This window comes from Chitinimonas sp. BJYL2 (assembly GCF_027257935.1).
In the GTDB taxonomy this organism is placed as follows: domain Bacteria; phylum Pseudomonadota; class Gammaproteobacteria; order Burkholderiales; family Chitinimonadaceae; genus Chitinimonas.
The window spans coordinates 185,277-199,450 of record NZ_JANZKW010000003.1 but is presented as its reverse complement, the minus strand read 5'-3'; the positions used below and the strand labels follow the sequence as shown (position 1 = coordinate 199,450).

15 protein-coding genes are annotated in these 14,174 nt (G+C 60.0%); 10 read left to right on the top strand and 5 right to left on the bottom strand.

Going from position 1 to position 14,174, the window contains the following annotated elements; translation table 11 throughout:
- The first annotated feature begins 71 nt into the window (after window positions 1–71).
- From O9X62_RS10815 to O9X62_RS10805, 3 genes are all read left to right on the top strand, one after another.
- Window positions 72–410, top strand: a complete 339-nt coding sequence (locus O9X62_RS10815) for a hypothetical protein (RefSeq protein WP_269532868.1) — start codon at window positions 72–74, stop codon at window positions 408–410.
- A gap of 177 nt (window positions 411–587) precedes the next feature.
- Window positions 588–1,211 carry a HupE/UreJ family protein gene (locus O9X62_RS10810; protein WP_269533135.1) on the top strand — a complete coding sequence of 208 codons (624 nt, stop codon included), beginning with the start codon at window positions 588–590 and terminating at the stop codon, window positions 1,209–1,211.
- Window positions 1,212–1,227: 16 nt separating this feature from the next.
- Window positions 1,228–1,851 carry a transmembrane anchor protein gene (locus tag O9X62_RS10805; protein ID WP_269532867.1) on the top strand — a complete coding sequence of 208 codons (624 nt, stop codon included), beginning with the start codon at window positions 1,228–1,230 and terminating at the stop codon, window positions 1,849–1,851.
- 63 nt (window positions 1,852–1,914) lie between these two features.
- On the opposite strand, the gene O9X62_RS10800 is transcribed toward O9X62_RS10805, so the two are convergent.
- Genes O9X62_RS10800 through O9X62_RS10785 form a run of 4 tightly spaced genes read right to left on the bottom strand, consistent with a single transcriptional unit; the run spans window position 1,915 to window position 6,430 of the window.
- Window positions 1,915–3,441 (bottom strand): cryptochrome/photolyase family protein, encoded by a 1,527-nt coding sequence (locus tag O9X62_RS10800; RefSeq protein WP_269532866.1) that lies wholly within the window; start codon window positions 3,439–3,441, stop codon window positions 1,915–1,917.
- Window positions 3,434–4,738, bottom strand: coding sequence for a DASH family cryptochrome (locus O9X62_RS10795; RefSeq protein WP_269532865.1), 1,305 nt, complete (start codon window positions 4,736–4,738; stop codon window positions 3,434–3,436). Before O9X62_RS10795 ends, O9X62_RS10800 begins: the two co-directional genes overlap by 8 nt.
- A 1-nt stretch (window position 4,739) precedes the next feature.
- Window positions 4,740–4,865, bottom strand: a complete 126-nt coding sequence (locus tag O9X62_RS10790) for a DUF2256 domain-containing protein (protein WP_308446469.1) — start codon at window positions 4,863–4,865, stop codon at window positions 4,740–4,742.
- A gap of 17 nt (window positions 4,866–4,882) precedes the next feature.
- Window positions 4,883–6,430 (bottom strand): cryptochrome/deoxyribodipyrimidine photo-lyase family protein, encoded by a 1,548-nt coding sequence (locus O9X62_RS10785; RefSeq protein WP_269532863.1) that lies wholly within the window; start codon window positions 6,428–6,430, stop codon window positions 4,883–4,885.
- A gap of 85 nt (window positions 6,431–6,515) precedes the next feature.
- On the opposite strand from O9X62_RS10785, the gene O9X62_RS10780 reads away from it, so the two are divergent.
- The 3 genes from O9X62_RS10780 to O9X62_RS10770 are packed head-to-tail and all read left to right on the top strand — an operon-like array spanning window position 6,516 to window position 9,480.
- Window positions 6,516–7,583: an efflux RND transporter periplasmic adaptor subunit gene (locus O9X62_RS10780; protein ID WP_269532861.1), complete on the top strand. Its 1,068-nt coding sequence runs from the start codon at window positions 6,516–6,518 to the stop codon at window positions 7,581–7,583.
- Window positions 7,580–8,800 carry an ABC transporter permease gene (locus O9X62_RS10775; RefSeq protein ID WP_269532860.1) on the top strand — a complete coding sequence of 407 codons (1,221 nt, stop codon included), beginning with the start codon at window positions 7,580–7,582 and terminating at the stop codon, window positions 8,798–8,800. The genes O9X62_RS10780 and O9X62_RS10775 overlap by 4 nt, the downstream gene beginning before the upstream one ends.
- On the top strand, window positions 8,797–9,480 hold the full coding sequence (locus tag O9X62_RS10770) for an ABC transporter ATP-binding protein (RefSeq protein WP_269532859.1): 684 nt from the start codon (window positions 8,797–8,799) through the stop codon (window positions 9,478–9,480). Before O9X62_RS10775 ends, O9X62_RS10770 begins: the two co-directional genes overlap by 4 nt.
- Before the next feature lie 57 nt (window positions 9,481–9,537).
- Here O9X62_RS10770 and O9X62_RS10765 read toward each other — a convergent pair whose 3' ends face one another.
- Window positions 9,538–10,455 (bottom strand): LysR family transcriptional regulator, encoded by a 918-nt coding sequence (locus O9X62_RS10765; protein WP_269532858.1) that lies wholly within the window; start codon window positions 10,453–10,455, stop codon window positions 9,538–9,540.
- A 94-nt stretch (window positions 10,456–10,549) separates the two neighbouring features.
- Between O9X62_RS10765 and O9X62_RS10760 the strand changes: the two genes are divergently transcribed.
- The 4 genes from O9X62_RS10760 to O9X62_RS10745 all read left to right on the top strand — a co-directional run bounded on the left by O9X62_RS10760 (window position 10,550) and on the right by O9X62_RS10745 (window position 14,170).
- Window positions 10,550–11,548 carry a sodium-dependent bicarbonate transport family permease gene (locus O9X62_RS10760; protein ID WP_269532857.1) on the top strand — a complete coding sequence of 333 codons (999 nt, stop codon included), beginning with the start codon at window positions 10,550–10,552 and terminating at the stop codon, window positions 11,546–11,548.
- A gap of 563 nt (window positions 11,549–12,111) precedes the next feature.
- A complete protein-coding gene (locus tag O9X62_RS10755) occupies window positions 12,112–12,438 on the top strand; it encodes a hypothetical protein (RefSeq protein WP_269532856.1) in 327 nt (108 codons plus the stop codon).
- Between the two features lie 137 nt (window positions 12,439–12,575).
- Entirely contained in the window at window positions 12,576–13,595 is a 1,020-nt protein-coding gene (locus O9X62_RS10750; RefSeq protein ID WP_269532855.1) for a DUF4062 domain-containing protein, read from the top strand.
- 110 nt (window positions 13,596–13,705) lie between these two features.
- The gene (locus O9X62_RS10745; protein WP_269532854.1) at window positions 13,706–14,170 is read left to right on the top strand and encodes a hypothetical protein; all 465 of its coding nucleotides are present in this window, start codon (window positions 13,706–13,708) and stop codon (window positions 14,168–14,170) included.
- Window positions 14,171–14,174: the final 4 nt, after the last annotated feature.

The window sequence follows — 14,174 nt, the reverse complement described above, 5'->3', positions numbered from 1 at the left end:
GCCAGGTGCACCTGCAGTTGTCAGGCATTCATGATCCACGGCAAACTGGTGCGACTTGTCCTGTTTGCCTTATGAAATCCATCCCGCGTCAATTGCTGCCCGCCCTGCTGCTCTGGGCCATGATGCTTGTGCCACTGATCGCTGGCCTTGCTCATGGCAGCGTGGCGCATACTGCGCATCCGGCTGCAGTGCATGAGCACGTGCACCTCCACGATCATGCTCACCACCCTGCACATGACGACTCGGGCTACACGCATACACACGGCGCTGATCACTCCCACGATCCCGGCAAGATGCTGCCTACCTTTGTCATACCGGGTATCCAGGCCGCCACGCTGCGGCAGTTCCCGTATCACTTCTCCCTGATCGCCGCACCACCCGCCCCGTTCGAGCGCCCACCCAGAACCTGACTTGCTTGAGATGCCGGGCTACATGCGCAGCCCTCCATTCAATCAAGAACAGGATCAACCATCATGTATAGAACGATCACGGCTGCCGGCGCGGAGGCTTTGCGCGCCGTGCCCGGCTTGAGCCCGGGCCGCGTGCTCTGGGCGCTCTGCTGCCTGCTATGGCTCAGCGGGGCAGCCATGGCTCATGGCGTGGCTGACGGCGACAAGGGCTATATCCAGGAAATCACGGGTGTACATCTGTTGCCCTTTGCTTATCTGGGTGCCAAGCACATGGTCACCGGTTATGACCATCTGCTGTTTCTCTTCGGTGTCATTTTCTTTCTCTACCGGCTACGCGATATCGGGCTGTATGTGAGCCTGTTCGCCATCGGGCACTCGACCATCATGTTGCTGGGGGTGTACTTCGGTATAGGTATCAGTGGCTACCTGATCGACGCGATCATCGGTTTGTCCGTCGTGTACAAAGCGCTGGATAACGTCGGCACGTTCCAGCGCTGGTTCGGATACCAGCCGGATACCGCCACCGCCACGCTGATCTTCGGCCTGTTTCATGGCCTGGGGTTGGCCACCAAGGTTCAGGAGTACGAGATCGCGCGCGATGGTCTGTTGCCGAACCTGCTGGCATTCAATGTCGGTGTGGAGATCGGCCAGCTGCTTGCCCTGTCAGCCATTCTCATCCTGATGAGCTACTGGCGCCGGACCGACAGTTTCCTGCGCCATGCCTACACCGCCAATATCGCCATGATGTGTGCCGGCTTCATCCTCGTGGGGATGCAGCTCACCGGCTACTTCGTCGCCTGAACCCAGAGGAAACACCATGTACAACACGGATATGCCCAGCCGCGCCGAGCTACCCAGCAGCCGGCAACTGATCCAGTCAACCCTGGCTGCTATCGTCATCGCTGCGGTACTGCTGATCACCGTAGTCCTGCCCGCCGAATATGCCATCGACCCCACCGGCATCGGCCAGTCCCTGGGACTGACCCGGATGGGCGAGATCAAGACCCAGCTGGCAGCCGAAGCGACGGGTGCCAGTACGGCAGAGGCCGTTGCGCCGGCCGTGCCTGCGCCGGCACCGGCCGGCCCAGTCACAGCAGAGGTCGCCACACCGGACGCAGGCACGCGCCAGGATCAAATGACGGTGACGCTGAAGCCCAATGAGGCCACCGAGATCAAGCTGGCCATGAACAAGGGCGATCGCATCGACTTCCGCTGGCAGGTGCAGGGTGGCGTGGTGAACTACGACACCCATGGCGACCAAGGCCAGACGATCAAGTACCACGGCTACGGCAAGGGCAAAGGATCAGCGGGCGAGGCTGGCATGCTGGAGGCCGCGTTCGATGGGCACCATGGCTGGTTCTGGCGCAACCGGGGTTCGGCACCGGTCACGGTGACGCTGGAGACCCGCGGTCATTATCAGGACATCAAGAAAGTCCTGTAAGTCACCCAGCCAGCAACGATGAGGAGGCGACGGGTTACCGTGAGGGTTGCCCGCCGCCGCGCCTCAGAGCGTCTCGATCCGGCTCAGGTAGAACTCGGCTTGCTTCAAGGTGGCTTGCTGTTCCGTTTCTGGCAGCTTGCGCCACACGGCATAGGGCATGGCCAGACGGGGATTGCGGCTCAGACGATCAGCGTGGCGGGCATGAAAATGCCAATACAGGCTGTTCAAGGGGCAGGCCCGCTCGCCATGGCGGTCACGCGCGGCGTAGTAGCATGAGCCGCAGTAGTCCGACTGCTTGCTCATGTAACTGGCCGACCCGCAGTAGGGCTTGCTGCCCACGATGCCGCCATCGGCAAACTGGCTCATGCCGCGGGTGTTGGGAAGCTCCACCCACTCAAACGCATCGATATAGATCCCCAGATACCAGGCATCCACCTCGTCCGGATGGCAGCCGGCCAGCATGGCAAAGTTCCCTGTGACCATCAGTCGCTGGATATGGTGCGCATAGGCCGTCTGCAGCGATTGTGTAATGGCTTCCCGTAAACAGGCCATCTGGGTCTCACCGGTCCAGAACCAGCCCGGCAGCGGCCGCTGCGCGCCCAGCACATTGAGCGTGCGGTAATCGGGCATCCTGGCCCAATAAACCCCTCGCACATATTCCCGCCAGCCCAGAATCTGCCGGACAAAGCCCTCGCAACTGGGCAGTGCGACCTTGCCCGCCAGATAGGCGCCAACCGCCGCTTCAATCACTTCACGCGGATTCAGCAGCTTGATATTCAAGGCAAAGCTCAAACCGGAATGAAACAGGGTCGATGAGCGCGTGCTCATGGCATCCTGAAAGCGCCCAAAATGCGGCAAGGCGTGGGTAATGAAGTGCTGCAGCCAAGTGCGCGCCTCACGGCGTGTGAGCGGCCAGCGGCAGTGTTCGGCATCTGGCTCGCCCAAGGTCTGGATGCCGCTTTGCCGAATGGTCGCCCAGAGATCACGCAGATCGTGGCCACCCTGTGGCCAGTCCACCGCCGCCGGTTCTCCCTGCCAGCGGGCACGGTTTTCCGTATCGAAGTTCCAGCGCCCGCCCATAGGGGTGCCATCCGGTTCCAGCAAGCACTGCCAGCGCTGGCGTTCGGCGCGGTAGAAGGTCTCCATGCGCGGTACGCGCTGCCGGAATGCGCTGGCCAGCGCATCGCGGGCGTTAAGGAAGTGCTCGCTGTCCACCACATCGCAAGGCAGCGCCAAGTCTGTCTGGAGTGACTGCAGCGCCGACTCCACACGCCATTCATCGGCTTGCATGCGTGACCAGCAGGAAAACACACCCGACGCCAGGCACGCCTGCACATTGGCGGCGAGGCTCTGGCGGTTGGCCGGATCATCAATCCGCAGGTACTGCACGCGGTGGCCAGCCTGTTCCAGTGCCGCGGCAAACCGGCGCATAGCGGCGAAGATCGCCAGCACCTTTTGCGCATGGTGGCGCACATAGTCCGTCTCGCTGCGCACCTCCATCAGGAGATAGCAGACCGCGGGATCGCGCTGGCGGAACCAGCTATGCCCAGCGTTAAGCTGATCGCCCAGAATCAGTCGCAGCTCACTCATGGCACAGCCAAGTCTGCCGGTAGGCGGCTTCCGGATCATAGCGCCGGGCCTGCGCACGGGTATCAAAGCGGCGCACCGCGCGGGGATCATTGCCCACACCGGCCAAGTATTGCCAGTTGCCATAATTGCTGGCCGGGTCGTAGTCGAGCAAATGGTGCTCGAACCAGGCCGCTCCCCAACGCCAATCTATACCCAGATCATGGATCAGATAACTGGCCATGTTCTGGCGCGCGCGGTTGCCGATGTAGCCGGTAGTGATGAGTTCCAGCTGCCCTGCATCCACCAGGGCATCACCGGTTTGCCCCTGACACCAGTGCGCAAAATCGCTCAGGTCATGGCGCCAGTTCCGCGTTTGACCTTGCATGCCCGTGACCGTGAACAGACGGCGACCATGACGCGCAGCACTCCAGGCAAAGAAATCGCGCCACAACAATTCGAACACCAGCCACTCGGCCGATTCATGCCGGCCCGCTTGGGCCATATGGGTCTCAATGGCCGCCAGCAAAGTACGCGGACTCAGCTGCCCCTGCGCCAGCCAGGGAGAAAACTTGCTGGAATAGTCCGTCCCCATGAAGCCATTGCGGCTGTCCTTGTAATGCCGCACTGCTTGCGACCCGAACAGATAGTCGGTCATGCGTTGCAGGGCGGCGGACTCCCCTGCCGCAAAGGGAAAGACACTCCGCACATCGGTATCCAGCTCAACCGGGTGCGGCAAGGACACCTGACCGGGTACCGGATGCAGGTCACACAGCGGCAGACAGCTGGGCGCCGGCAGTGGCGGCACGGCTGCCCAGCCTTGCCGATCCAGCGCCTGACGAAACACGGTAAAAACGCGCGGCAAGTCGTCGAGCCTGAACGGCAACTGCGACGGTGCCAGCAAGGTGTGCTGCCAGATCGATTTGAACGCCACGCCCCGGGCGGCCAGCGCCGACGCCAGTGCCTGCGCTTGGGCGGCCTCCTCGGTGCCCTGGGCTTCACTGCACACCAGTTCATCCGCACGCCAGACCTTTGCCAGCTCAGCCAGGCACACGGCAGGCTGGCCGCGTAACACCAGCAGATCACTCCCGCGTGCGCGCAACGCCGACCGCAGCGCCTGCCAGCCCGACAGCACGAATTGCTGGGCTCGCACACTGCGGCGGGTAAAACCCAGGTTGACCCCGTCAATGCTGACGGGCTGTATCGCCGTATCGTCGAGCACCACCACCGGCAGCAGGGCGCTCAGATCAGCGGCATCCGCCAGGCAATGCTGATCATGGAGTCGGGCATCACGGCGCACCCACCAGATTCGTCGTGTCATGTCAGCCCCCTTTTCGCGCATGTCGACAGCGTTCGGAGCAATACCGGACCTCATCCCATACGGCAGCCCACTTCTTGCGCCAGCTGAACGGTCGGGCACAGGCAACACACAGCTTGGTAGGCAGCATCGACTTCTTGCGCATTTTCATGACTTGCCTCCCTCGGGAAACAGACCCAACTGGCGCCCGGAAGCGGCGCGCGGCGCAGTACGCACGGGCTGCTTGGCCCGGCTACCGTGACGCTCGTACACCTGCCGGGCCATCTCACGCATCCCCGGCTGCTGTCGCCACAGGGCAAACCGTGCCTTGGCTTCGCGGTAGCTTTGATCGAAGTCCACTATCGGTGCGGGGTAGTCCACATCAAGGCGAAACCCCACTTGGCGTTGTAACGATGCCGGCATCAACCAGGGCTGGAACAGCCACGCATCCGGCACACGGCGCAATGCCGGTAGCCAGCGGCGGACAAAATGACCGTGCGGATCATGATCCTGGGCCTGCTTGATGGGGTTATAGATGCGCAAGGCATTGATACCGGTGACCCCTGATTGCATCTGTATCTGCGGGTAGTGGATACCCGGCTCGTAATCGGTGAACAGACGCGCCAAGTGCCACGCAGGCGCCTGCCAATGGAGCCAGAGGTTGTAACTGGCAAAGCTGACCAGCATGGCGCGCATGCGGAAGTTCAACCACCCTGTCCGGGTCAGCATGGCCATGCAGGCATCCACCAGTGGGTAGCCTGTCTCTCCCGCAGCCCAGGAAGCATAGTGCGGACCCGCCAAGCCGGGTTCACGCAGACCCTCGTAGCCCGGATGCAGGCAATGCTGTTCCAGCGCGGGTGCCATTTCCAGCTTCTGGATGAAATGGCAGTGCCAATGCAAGCGGGATTCAAACTGACGCAAAGACACACATGCCTGGGCGTGCTCAGCCGATTCACCCAAGGCCAGGGCCTGACGACGGGTTGCCTGCAGGACCTCGCGTACCGACAGGTTGCCCCAGGCAAGATATGGCGATAAGCGTGAACACGCGGTGGGAGCGCGCAGCGGACTGGAGATGCCGCCGCGATATTGCTGGCAACGCGCGGTCAGAAAATCGGTCAGTACACCGACCGCAGCACGACGACCACCGGGCTGGGCGGCAGTCTCCAGCCGTGCCGCCTGAGGCTGGACCCGCTGCCAGCGGGTATCGTCGTGCAGCACCAGCAGCGGCGTTGCTTGCGGCGGCGGTAGTGGCGCGATCGGGGAGGCCATGAAGGCGGACCAGTGCGCGTGCCAGTCATCGCGACTGGCCAGACGACGCACCACGCCGAACTGCGGGATCTCCTGCCAGGGCACACCTTGGTCACGGCACCAGCGCCCGACTGCCCGGTCACGGGCATAGCTGGCGAGATTGCCGGTTTCCTCATGACTCCACAAACCCGCTAGCGGATGGCACGCGCGCAAAACCTGCAGGGCATCCACCACCTCGCCGGCCCACCTGAACAAAGGAACGCCTAAGCGGGACAAGTCATGCGCCAGCTCGGCCAGACTCTGGTCGATGAACAGCCGATGCCGATCCGAAAAATCCGGCAGCGCACGCAGGGCGGGCTCCTCACCGTACAGTGCAATCACCTGACCGGCTTGCATGGCGCGGTATAGCGGCCAATGATCGCGAACCCGCAAGTCACGCTTGAACCAGACCACGTGCAACGGTGCCATGCTTGCCCCTCTCGCGCCCAGCCACGGCTTGCGCACCCTGAATCGTTTTGACGTACAATAATTGTATTATACGTAAAGGTGTTTTATGCAAAAGAGACACTACATCGGTATCGGCTGTTTGCTGCTTGCGCTGGCTGCGGTCCTCGTCTGGCAACGTGCGGCCCAACCCAAACCGGTGCCGATTGAGGTGCTGCGCCCCAGTGAAGTCAATCTGGATCTGGGCCTGACCGGCCGGCTGCAGGCGCAGGATCGGGTGACTGTGGCGCCGCTGCTCAGCAGCCGGGTCGAGGCCCTGCATGCCGAGGAAGGCGCCATGGTGAAATCAGGGCAGCTGCTGGCCACCGTCAGCGTACTCGCCCTGTCCGCACAGAACGAGCAGGCCCGCGCCTTGCGCAATCAGGCTGCTGCGCAGGTAGCCCAGCTTGAGCAGGATCTGGCGCGAGAGCGTCGCCTGCAGCAGCAAGGATTCCTGTCCGATGCCGCGCTGGCACGACGCGAGTCGGAGCTCGCCCAGGCACGCGCCGCGCTTGCAGCCAGCACCGCCGGAACGCGCGAAACCGTTGCAAAGCAACAAGAGACACGGATTCTCGCCCCGATGGACGGGATCGTGCTGCGTCGGCTAGCCGATCCCGGTGCCATCGTGGATGGTCGTAACGGCATCATGGAGCTGGCCAGCCCGCATACCCAGTTGCTGGAAGCCGATATCGACGAAGCCATCGCCGACCAGTTGCGCCCCGGCATGGCCGCCAAGATACGCTGGCAGGATAAGCAACTGGATGGGTCGGTTTCCTATCTGGCCCCGGACGTGGACACGGCCACCGGTGGCCGACTGGTCCGCATCACGCCCAAGCAGTCATTGGCTGCACCCATTGGCCGCAGCATGGACCTGATCATCCGTGTCGCTACGCTGCCGGACAGCATCACGATTCCCCGTTCCGCGCTGCTCTCGGGCAGCACCGCTCAGGCTGCCGCGCAGGGTACGGGGGAAGTGCTGGTATTGCAGGGCGATAAAGCCGTAAGGCGCACGATCCGCTTCCGGGATTGGCCAGCCGAGCGTGTGGCGGTTCTGGCTGGCCTGCGTGCCGGCGAGCAACTGGTCCTGTCTCCCCGTGCAGTGCCTGCACCGCCATTGCGCGGCGTGGTGACGGAATGATGCCCTTCTCTACCCGGGTGGCACTGCGCTACCTGTGGTCGTCTCCGCTGCAAACGGCGCTTTTGCTCGCCGGCGTTGGCGTTGCGGTGCTGGCCTTCGTGTTCATCACCAGCCTGATCAATGGCTTGGCCACCACACTGACACGCCAGACCATCGGTAATATCGCGCACATCACGCTGGAACGTGAGCCCGCAGGCATCCGTGCGGACTGGACCGAGCCCGGCTCGACGGCGACCCAGTTGCTGGCGGAGCAGGTGCTTGAACTAGAACGCCCGCAGATTCGCGAATGGACAGCCCTGTCAGCACGGCTTGATGCTTTGCCCGGCGTGATCGGCACCTCGCCCGAGGTCACCGGCGCTGGCTTCGTGCGCCGTAGCGGCGCATCCAGCCCGGTGAGTTATATCGGCGTGTTGCCGGAACGCGCATCCCTGATTGCCGATCTGGCAGGTACCCTGCAAGAAGGCAAGGCTACGCTGTCGGTCGGCGAGGTGCTGATCGGCCGCGATCTCGCCAACAAGCTCCGGCTCCGCCCCGGTAGCGTGCTTACCCTGCGGGGGGATAACGACACGGCGGTACGCCTGCGGATTGCCGGCATCTTCAAGCTGGGGATCTCGTCCGTGGATGAACGGATCGTTTATTTGCACTTGCGCAATGCCCGCGTACTGGCCGGGCTCGATAACGGCATCAGCCGCATCCAGCTCAAGCTCGCGGACCCCGCAGCCGCGCCCGTGCTGGCCGCACAACTCCGTCGCGAAACGGGTCTCAAGGTCTACGACTGGACCGAGAAGAACACCCAGCTCAAGCAGGCGCTCACGGCACAAGGCAATACGGGGCGCATGATCCAGACATTTTCCCTGCTCACCATGCTGCTCGTCATTGCGTCCAGCCTCTTGTTGTCTACCCAGAAGCGCAAGGCCGAGATCGGCATCATGCGCAGCGCGGGCGTGCCCCGGCGCTTTGTCTTCAGTGTCTTCCTGCAACAGGGGATCTGGATAGGCTGGCTGGGGGGCGTAAGCGGCGCGCTGGTGGGTTGGGGATTCAGCAGCTTTCTGGCCACGCTCAAGCGTGCCGATGGCACGCAAGCACTCCCGATCGACCCTCAACAAGGTGGTTACCTCATCGTGATCAGCGCCGCCGTGGTCATCGGTGCACTGGCCGCGACCTTGCCTGCCTGGCGCGCTGCAAAGCTCGATCCTCTGGAGGCCATCGGCACATGACTTCGACGATCCTGACTGCCCAAGGCCTCATCAAGCGTTACCGGGATGGCGAGAGTGACACCACCGTGCTCAAGGGCATCGACGTAACACTCCAGCGAGGGGACATGGTGGCCCTGCTTGGCCCTTCGGGCAGCGGCAAGTCCACGCTACTGGGGATACTGGGCTTGCTGCAACGGGCCAGTGAAGGCGAGCTGCACATCGATGGCCAGCGTGTCGATACCCTGACAGAGACCGAGCGCGCACGTATACGCCTGCGAAAGATGGGCTTTGTTTTCCAGTTCCACCACCTGCTCCCGGACTTTTCCGCACTGGAGAACGTGGCCTTCCCACTGGCTACGGTGGAAGGCGGCCTGCACCCTGCCCTGCGCCAACGCGCGGGCGATCTGCTGGCGGCCGTGGGGCTGGCCGACATGGCCAGGCGTCCCGCCGGGCAGCTATCTGGCGGGCAAAAACAGCGCGTCGCCATTGCTCGCGCTCTGGTTGCTTCACCGCTACTGGTTTTTGGCGATGAGCCCACCGGTAATCTGGATCGCGAAAACAGCCGGAATGTGATGTCCCTGCTGCGTCAGATCAACCAGCAGGAAGGCACCACCTTCCTGATCAGCACCCATGATCCCGAGATTGCCGCGGCTTGCGATCGCCAGTGGCACGTCAGTGATGGGCGCTTGCTAGTGCCTTGAGCCAAAACACCAGCTGCCATGCATGCCCACCATGCCCGGCACCACGCCACGGCCAGACTAAGGCAGCACCGCTGCGCCACCGGGCAAGCCACTCGCATATTCGCGCAAATGCGCCAGAAACTCGGTTGCGATCGGTGACAGGCGTTTGCCCTTGAGGTGCACGATGTACCAGTTCGCTTCGATCGGAAACTGTGCCACCGGCAAGATAGCCAGACCATCCAAGGCGGGATCACTATGGAGTGCATGGCGTGACAACACGGCCAGGCCCAGTCCTGCCGCCACGGAGTGCTTGATCGCCTCGTTGCTGCCCAACTCCATGCGGATGGAGGGATCAAAACCCAGCGCAGCGAAATGTTTGTCTACCGCACGGCGTGTACCGGAACCCGGCTCGCGCAGAATGAATCGCTCCTGCCGCAAGGCATTCAGATCTGTCGCACCGCGCCCGGCAAGCGGATGATCGCGGGCCGCAATCAGCACCAGCGGATTGCTCAGGAAGGCCTCGGCCATGATCTCCGCATCCTGTGGTGGCTGGGACATGATGTACAGATCGTCTTCATTACGGGTTAGCCTGCCCAAGACGCCATCCCGATTCAGGACCGAGAGGCTGACATCCACCGCTGGATGCGCCCGGCATAGCGCGCCCAGCAGAGCGGGCACGAAATACTTGGCCGTACTCACCACCGCCACCTTGAGCCGCCCACGCTGCAAGCCCTGCATCTGATCGATCTGCTCGCCGAACTCCCGCCAAGCCCGCTGCATGGTTTGCGCCGTCTCCACCAGCTGGTGCCCGGCCTCCGTCAAGGAGATGCGCTTGCCGACGACCTCATAAAGCGGCAGGCCCACACTTTCAGACAGCTCGCGTAGCTGCATGGACACCGTAGGCTGGGTTACATGACACGCTTTGGCCGCCGCGCTGATACTGCCGTGCTCCGCCAAAGCCAGGAACAGCTGCAGCTGCCGGAAAGTGACGTTCATAATCTTTTATCTATGAAAACAAACATTAATATCGATTTTACATGATTCCAAAGGCCGCTTAGCATGCCGCCCATTCCTCGATTGGAGCGCTCGTATGCAAAACCTGCTGGATCCCGCCATCTTGTTCTTCATCTTCGGCGTGCTGGCTGGCTTGCTGAAATCCAATCTGGAAATCCCCCCCGCTATCTCCCGGTTTCTGTCTCTGTATCTGCTGATGGCGCTGGGTCTCAAAGGCGGGTTCGCGCTCGCGCAGACCGGGCTCACGGTGGAAGTCGTCCGCAGCCTGCTGATTGCCATTGCGCTGGCCGTGATCATCCCGCTTGTCGGCTACACGGTGCTCAAGCGACGCGTGGCACCACTGGATGCCGCCGCCATTGCCGCCACCTACGGCTCGGTGAGCGCGGTGACCTTCATCACGGCCACCCAGTTCCTGGATAACAGAGGTATCGAATACGGTGGTCACATGGCCGCCGCCATGGCGCTGATGGAGTCGCCAGCCATCATCCTGGCCGTGATCCTCGCCAATCAACTGCGTCAGCAGGCCCAGCTTGCCACCATGGGGAACGGTGTCGCGGCACTGGCCACCACACCCGGACCGCGCCCTGCGATTGGCAAGCTACTGCATGAGTCGCTGACGGATGGCGCTCAGCTCTTGCTGATCGGTGCCATGGTGGTAGGCCTGCTGACCGGCGACGCCGGCAAAGCCGCCATGCAGCCTTTTTCTGGCGACCTGTTCAAAGGCATGCTGGCGTTCTTCCTGTTGGACATGGGTTTGCTGGCTGCGCGCCAACTGCCCCAACTGCGCCAAAGCTCGCCCTGGCTCGCGGCTTATGCGATTGCCGCCCCCCTGGCCCACGCCACCCTCGCCTTGCTGCTCGCCGCCCTGCTGGGTGTCGAGGCCGGCAATGCCGCCCTGCTGATGGTGCTTGCCGCCAGCGCCTCCTACATTGCCGTGCCGGCCGCCCTGCGCGTCGCCATCCCCGAAGCCAGCCCCTCGCTCTATATCGGCATGTCGCTGGGTATTACCTTCCCGCTCAACATCCTACTCGGCATCCCCCTCTACGCGGGCATGGCAGAGGCGGTGCTCGGCTAGACACAGCATCAAGCCAACCCGGTAGGCCGACGGGCCCACTTTCACAACGCCAGAATGCAACAAAGGCCTAGCCCGGAGGGCTAAGCCTTTGTCTGGTTTGGTGCCGACTATCCGAATCGAACGGATGACCTGCTGATTACAAGCTCGATCTAACTCATTGTTTTTTTATCAATATTACCCGCCCTCGCTCGCCAATACCCGTCTAGAACTGTCACGGTCCAGATCAGGAAACATGGCTTAACAGTGTTTCACGCTTTAGCGCTCGGCTACCCAAAGTCCCTCCGTCTCACCCATTTGGATGATGCCTACACTGCCCAGCACAAGTACATTTGGGCTTTGAGGTCTGTGGAGCACGGTCTCAAGACTACCTCGGTGAGAACCTACGGGTTGGCCTCATAATCTTGACGGCTTTGCACAATCTATTAGGATGTCTAACGCGCCCACGAAACGATACATCCTTTTAAATCAAAGCCCTACAGAAACAGTCATTCATTTTATGCGTCACAATGACGTGATTAATCACGTCAAATAGGACGTCTACTTAACGTTAGGCAATCTTTGGCATGGCATCAGACTCAACCCTAGCTGCATTGAATCGCAATCAACCAAACGAATTGCTTCATTTGGTTGTTGCCATTTCTCTCAATGAGGCCAACATTGATGAGGCTATTGAAGTTTGTTCAATTCTCGCAAAGCATCCTGATGCTAATGTTCGTGGCAACGCTCTACTCGGCTTTGGCCACATCGCACGCCGCTTTAACCGCCTCCCCAAAGATCCGGTAGAGACATTGGTAAAGTCTGGCCTCAAGGACTCTTCAGCGTATGTCCAAGCACAATCACTTACTGCCGTAGAAGACATTGAGCAATTCGTGGGGTGGAAAATTGCCTAACCTTTCGGTCAACGTGACGGCCCAAAGCTACGCTTTGGGTTCCCTCCACGCCTGCGGCGTTCCGGCCGCACGTTACCTCCAACGTTAGGCGCAATTAAGCTCAGGGAACAACTTAGAATTCACTCAAGGAGGACATCATGGCTAAACCTAGAATATTTATCAGCTCTACGTATTACGACCTCAAGCATGCGAGAAAGCATCTTGAGATATTTATCGAATCTTTAGGGTACGATTCCGTACTTTTTGAGAGTGGTGACATACCATTTAGACATGACCACTCGATAGATGAGTCTTGCTACAGTGAAATCACAACTTGCCACATGCTGGTACTCATCATTGGTGGTCGCTATGGAAGTGCCGCATCAACAGAAATAAAAGTGCCGGACAAAGAAACAGACAAAATATACGAACAATACAACTCCATAACAAAAAAGGAATATATAGCAGCGCGCGACAGAGACATTCCAATATTTATCTTCGTAGAGAAAAATGTTCTCGCCGAATTTAACACCTACAAAGCAAATCGAGACAACACCAGCATAAAGTGGGCGCACGTCGATAGCATTAACATATTCACCTTACTTGAAGAAATAATCGGACAAAAGCGCAATAACTTTGTAAGGGGCTTCGAAAATTTAGACGAAATATCAAACTGGCTTAAAGACCAATGGGCCGGATTATTTGCCGACTTCCTTTCAAGGAAGAGTCAAGAAACAACCATGTCCAATCTATCCGCACAGATTGGGGAGCTCGAAAGCGTAAACAAAGCCCTAAGGGAATATACCGAAACCATTCTGAAATCTGTTGCGCCGGATGAGTCCAGTCAAATCATTTCAAAGCAACACAACAGAATAGCCTCATATAAGTTAAAGAGATTTTATTTGGAGCCGATGATTAATTACATTGTCAGGGAAGCCAACCTAGAGGCGAATGCCGCAGAAATATACAGTGCATTTCAGAAAGCAGACACTTTAGAGTCATTCTTAAAGTTATGTCATGCCGGCGACGATTTTACCGATAAATTCATGGTGCAGCATGAAGCTCTCGGAAGAAAAGACTTTGATGACCTTAAAGAGCGATACTCTTTTTCACCAGAAGACATACACGATCCTGAGCCAATTGAAATACGCACCACAAGGCGAACCACCAAGAAATAGAGCGCCTAACCTTTCGGTCAACGTGACAGCCCAAAGCTGCGCTTTGGGTTCCCTCCGCTGCTCCGCAGCTCCGGCTGCACGTTACCTCCAACGTTAGGCTGGTGCCAACCTTGCAATCGCTCACTTTCAAACTGTCGCTAACGGAAACCGCATCGGTGCCGTTTGAGGCGGTTTTAATTGGCGTTGCTGGTTTATTTAAATCTGATGGTTTTGCGCTGATCCAAAACCGGAAACAGCACTTCTCCGTAAGAACGCCGCTTCAAATTACGGCCGCCAGGTTTATTCAGTTTGTCAGGCTTGTGTTGAGCCAAATCCTGAACCGTTCGCACTTCGTCAGAACCGCGCTTCGGCTTGGCGTCGCAAAGCATCGCAGCTTTGGGATGCGGCAGTCGGGAACGGTCAGTGCTGCACACACGGCAGCGTCCGAACGGGCTATGCTCAACCATCGTCGCCAGAATGACCTGCAGGGGTTTCGCCGCCAGCCTAACACTGCAGTCAACCGGACCGCCCAAAGCTGCGCTTTGGGTTCCCGGCGCCGCTTCGCGTCACCGGCGGCCCGTTACTACCAACGTTAGGCAC

What these genes read in the sequence shown, in the direction of transcription:
- O9X62_RS10815 (WP_269532868.1), top strand. Translation starts at nt 72, where the DNA reads ATGAAATCCATCCCGCGTCAATTGCTGCCCGCCCTGCTGCTCTGGGCC.
- O9X62_RS10810 (WP_269533135.1), top strand. Translation starts at nt 588, where the DNA reads ATGGCTCATGGCGTGGCTGACGGCGACAAGGGCTATATCCAGGAAATC.
- O9X62_RS10805 (WP_269532867.1), top strand. Translation starts at nt 1,228, where the DNA reads ATGTACAACACGGATATGCCCAGCCGCGCCGAGCTACCCAGCAGCCGG.
- O9X62_RS10800 (WP_269532866.1), bottom strand. Translation starts at nt 3,441, where the DNA reads ATGAGTGAGCTGCGACTGATTCTGGGCGATCAGCTTAACGCTGGGCAT.
- O9X62_RS10795 (WP_269532865.1), bottom strand. Translation starts at nt 4,738, where the DNA reads ATGACACGACGAATCTGGTGGGTGCGCCGTGATGCCCGACTCCATGAT.
- O9X62_RS10790 (WP_308446469.1), bottom strand. Translation starts at nt 4,865, where the DNA reads ATGCTGCCTACCAAGCTGTGTGTTGCCTGTGCCCGACCGTTCAGCTGG.
- O9X62_RS10785 (WP_269532863.1), bottom strand. Translation starts at nt 6,430, where the DNA reads ATGGCACCGTTGCACGTGGTCTGGTTCAAGCGTGACTTGCGGGTTCGC.
- O9X62_RS10780 (WP_269532861.1), top strand. Translation starts at nt 6,516, where the DNA reads ATGCAAAAGAGACACTACATCGGTATCGGCTGTTTGCTGCTTGCGCTG.
- O9X62_RS10775 (WP_269532860.1), top strand. Translation starts at nt 7,580, where the DNA reads ATGATGCCCTTCTCTACCCGGGTGGCACTGCGCTACCTGTGGTCGTCT.
- O9X62_RS10770 (WP_269532859.1), top strand. Translation starts at nt 8,797, where the DNA reads ATGACTTCGACGATCCTGACTGCCCAAGGCCTCATCAAGCGTTACCGG.
- O9X62_RS10765 (WP_269532858.1), bottom strand. Translation starts at nt 10,455, where the DNA reads ATGAACGTCACTTTCCGGCAGCTGCAGCTGTTCCTGGCTTTGGCGGAG.
- O9X62_RS10760 (WP_269532857.1), top strand. Translation starts at nt 10,550, where the DNA reads ATGCAAAACCTGCTGGATCCCGCCATCTTGTTCTTCATCTTCGGCGTG.
- O9X62_RS10755 (WP_269532856.1), top strand. Translation starts at nt 12,112, where the DNA reads ATGGCATCAGACTCAACCCTAGCTGCATTGAATCGCAATCAACCAAAC.
- O9X62_RS10750 (WP_269532855.1), top strand. Translation starts at nt 12,576, where the DNA reads ATGGCTAAACCTAGAATATTTATCAGCTCTACGTATTACGACCTCAAG.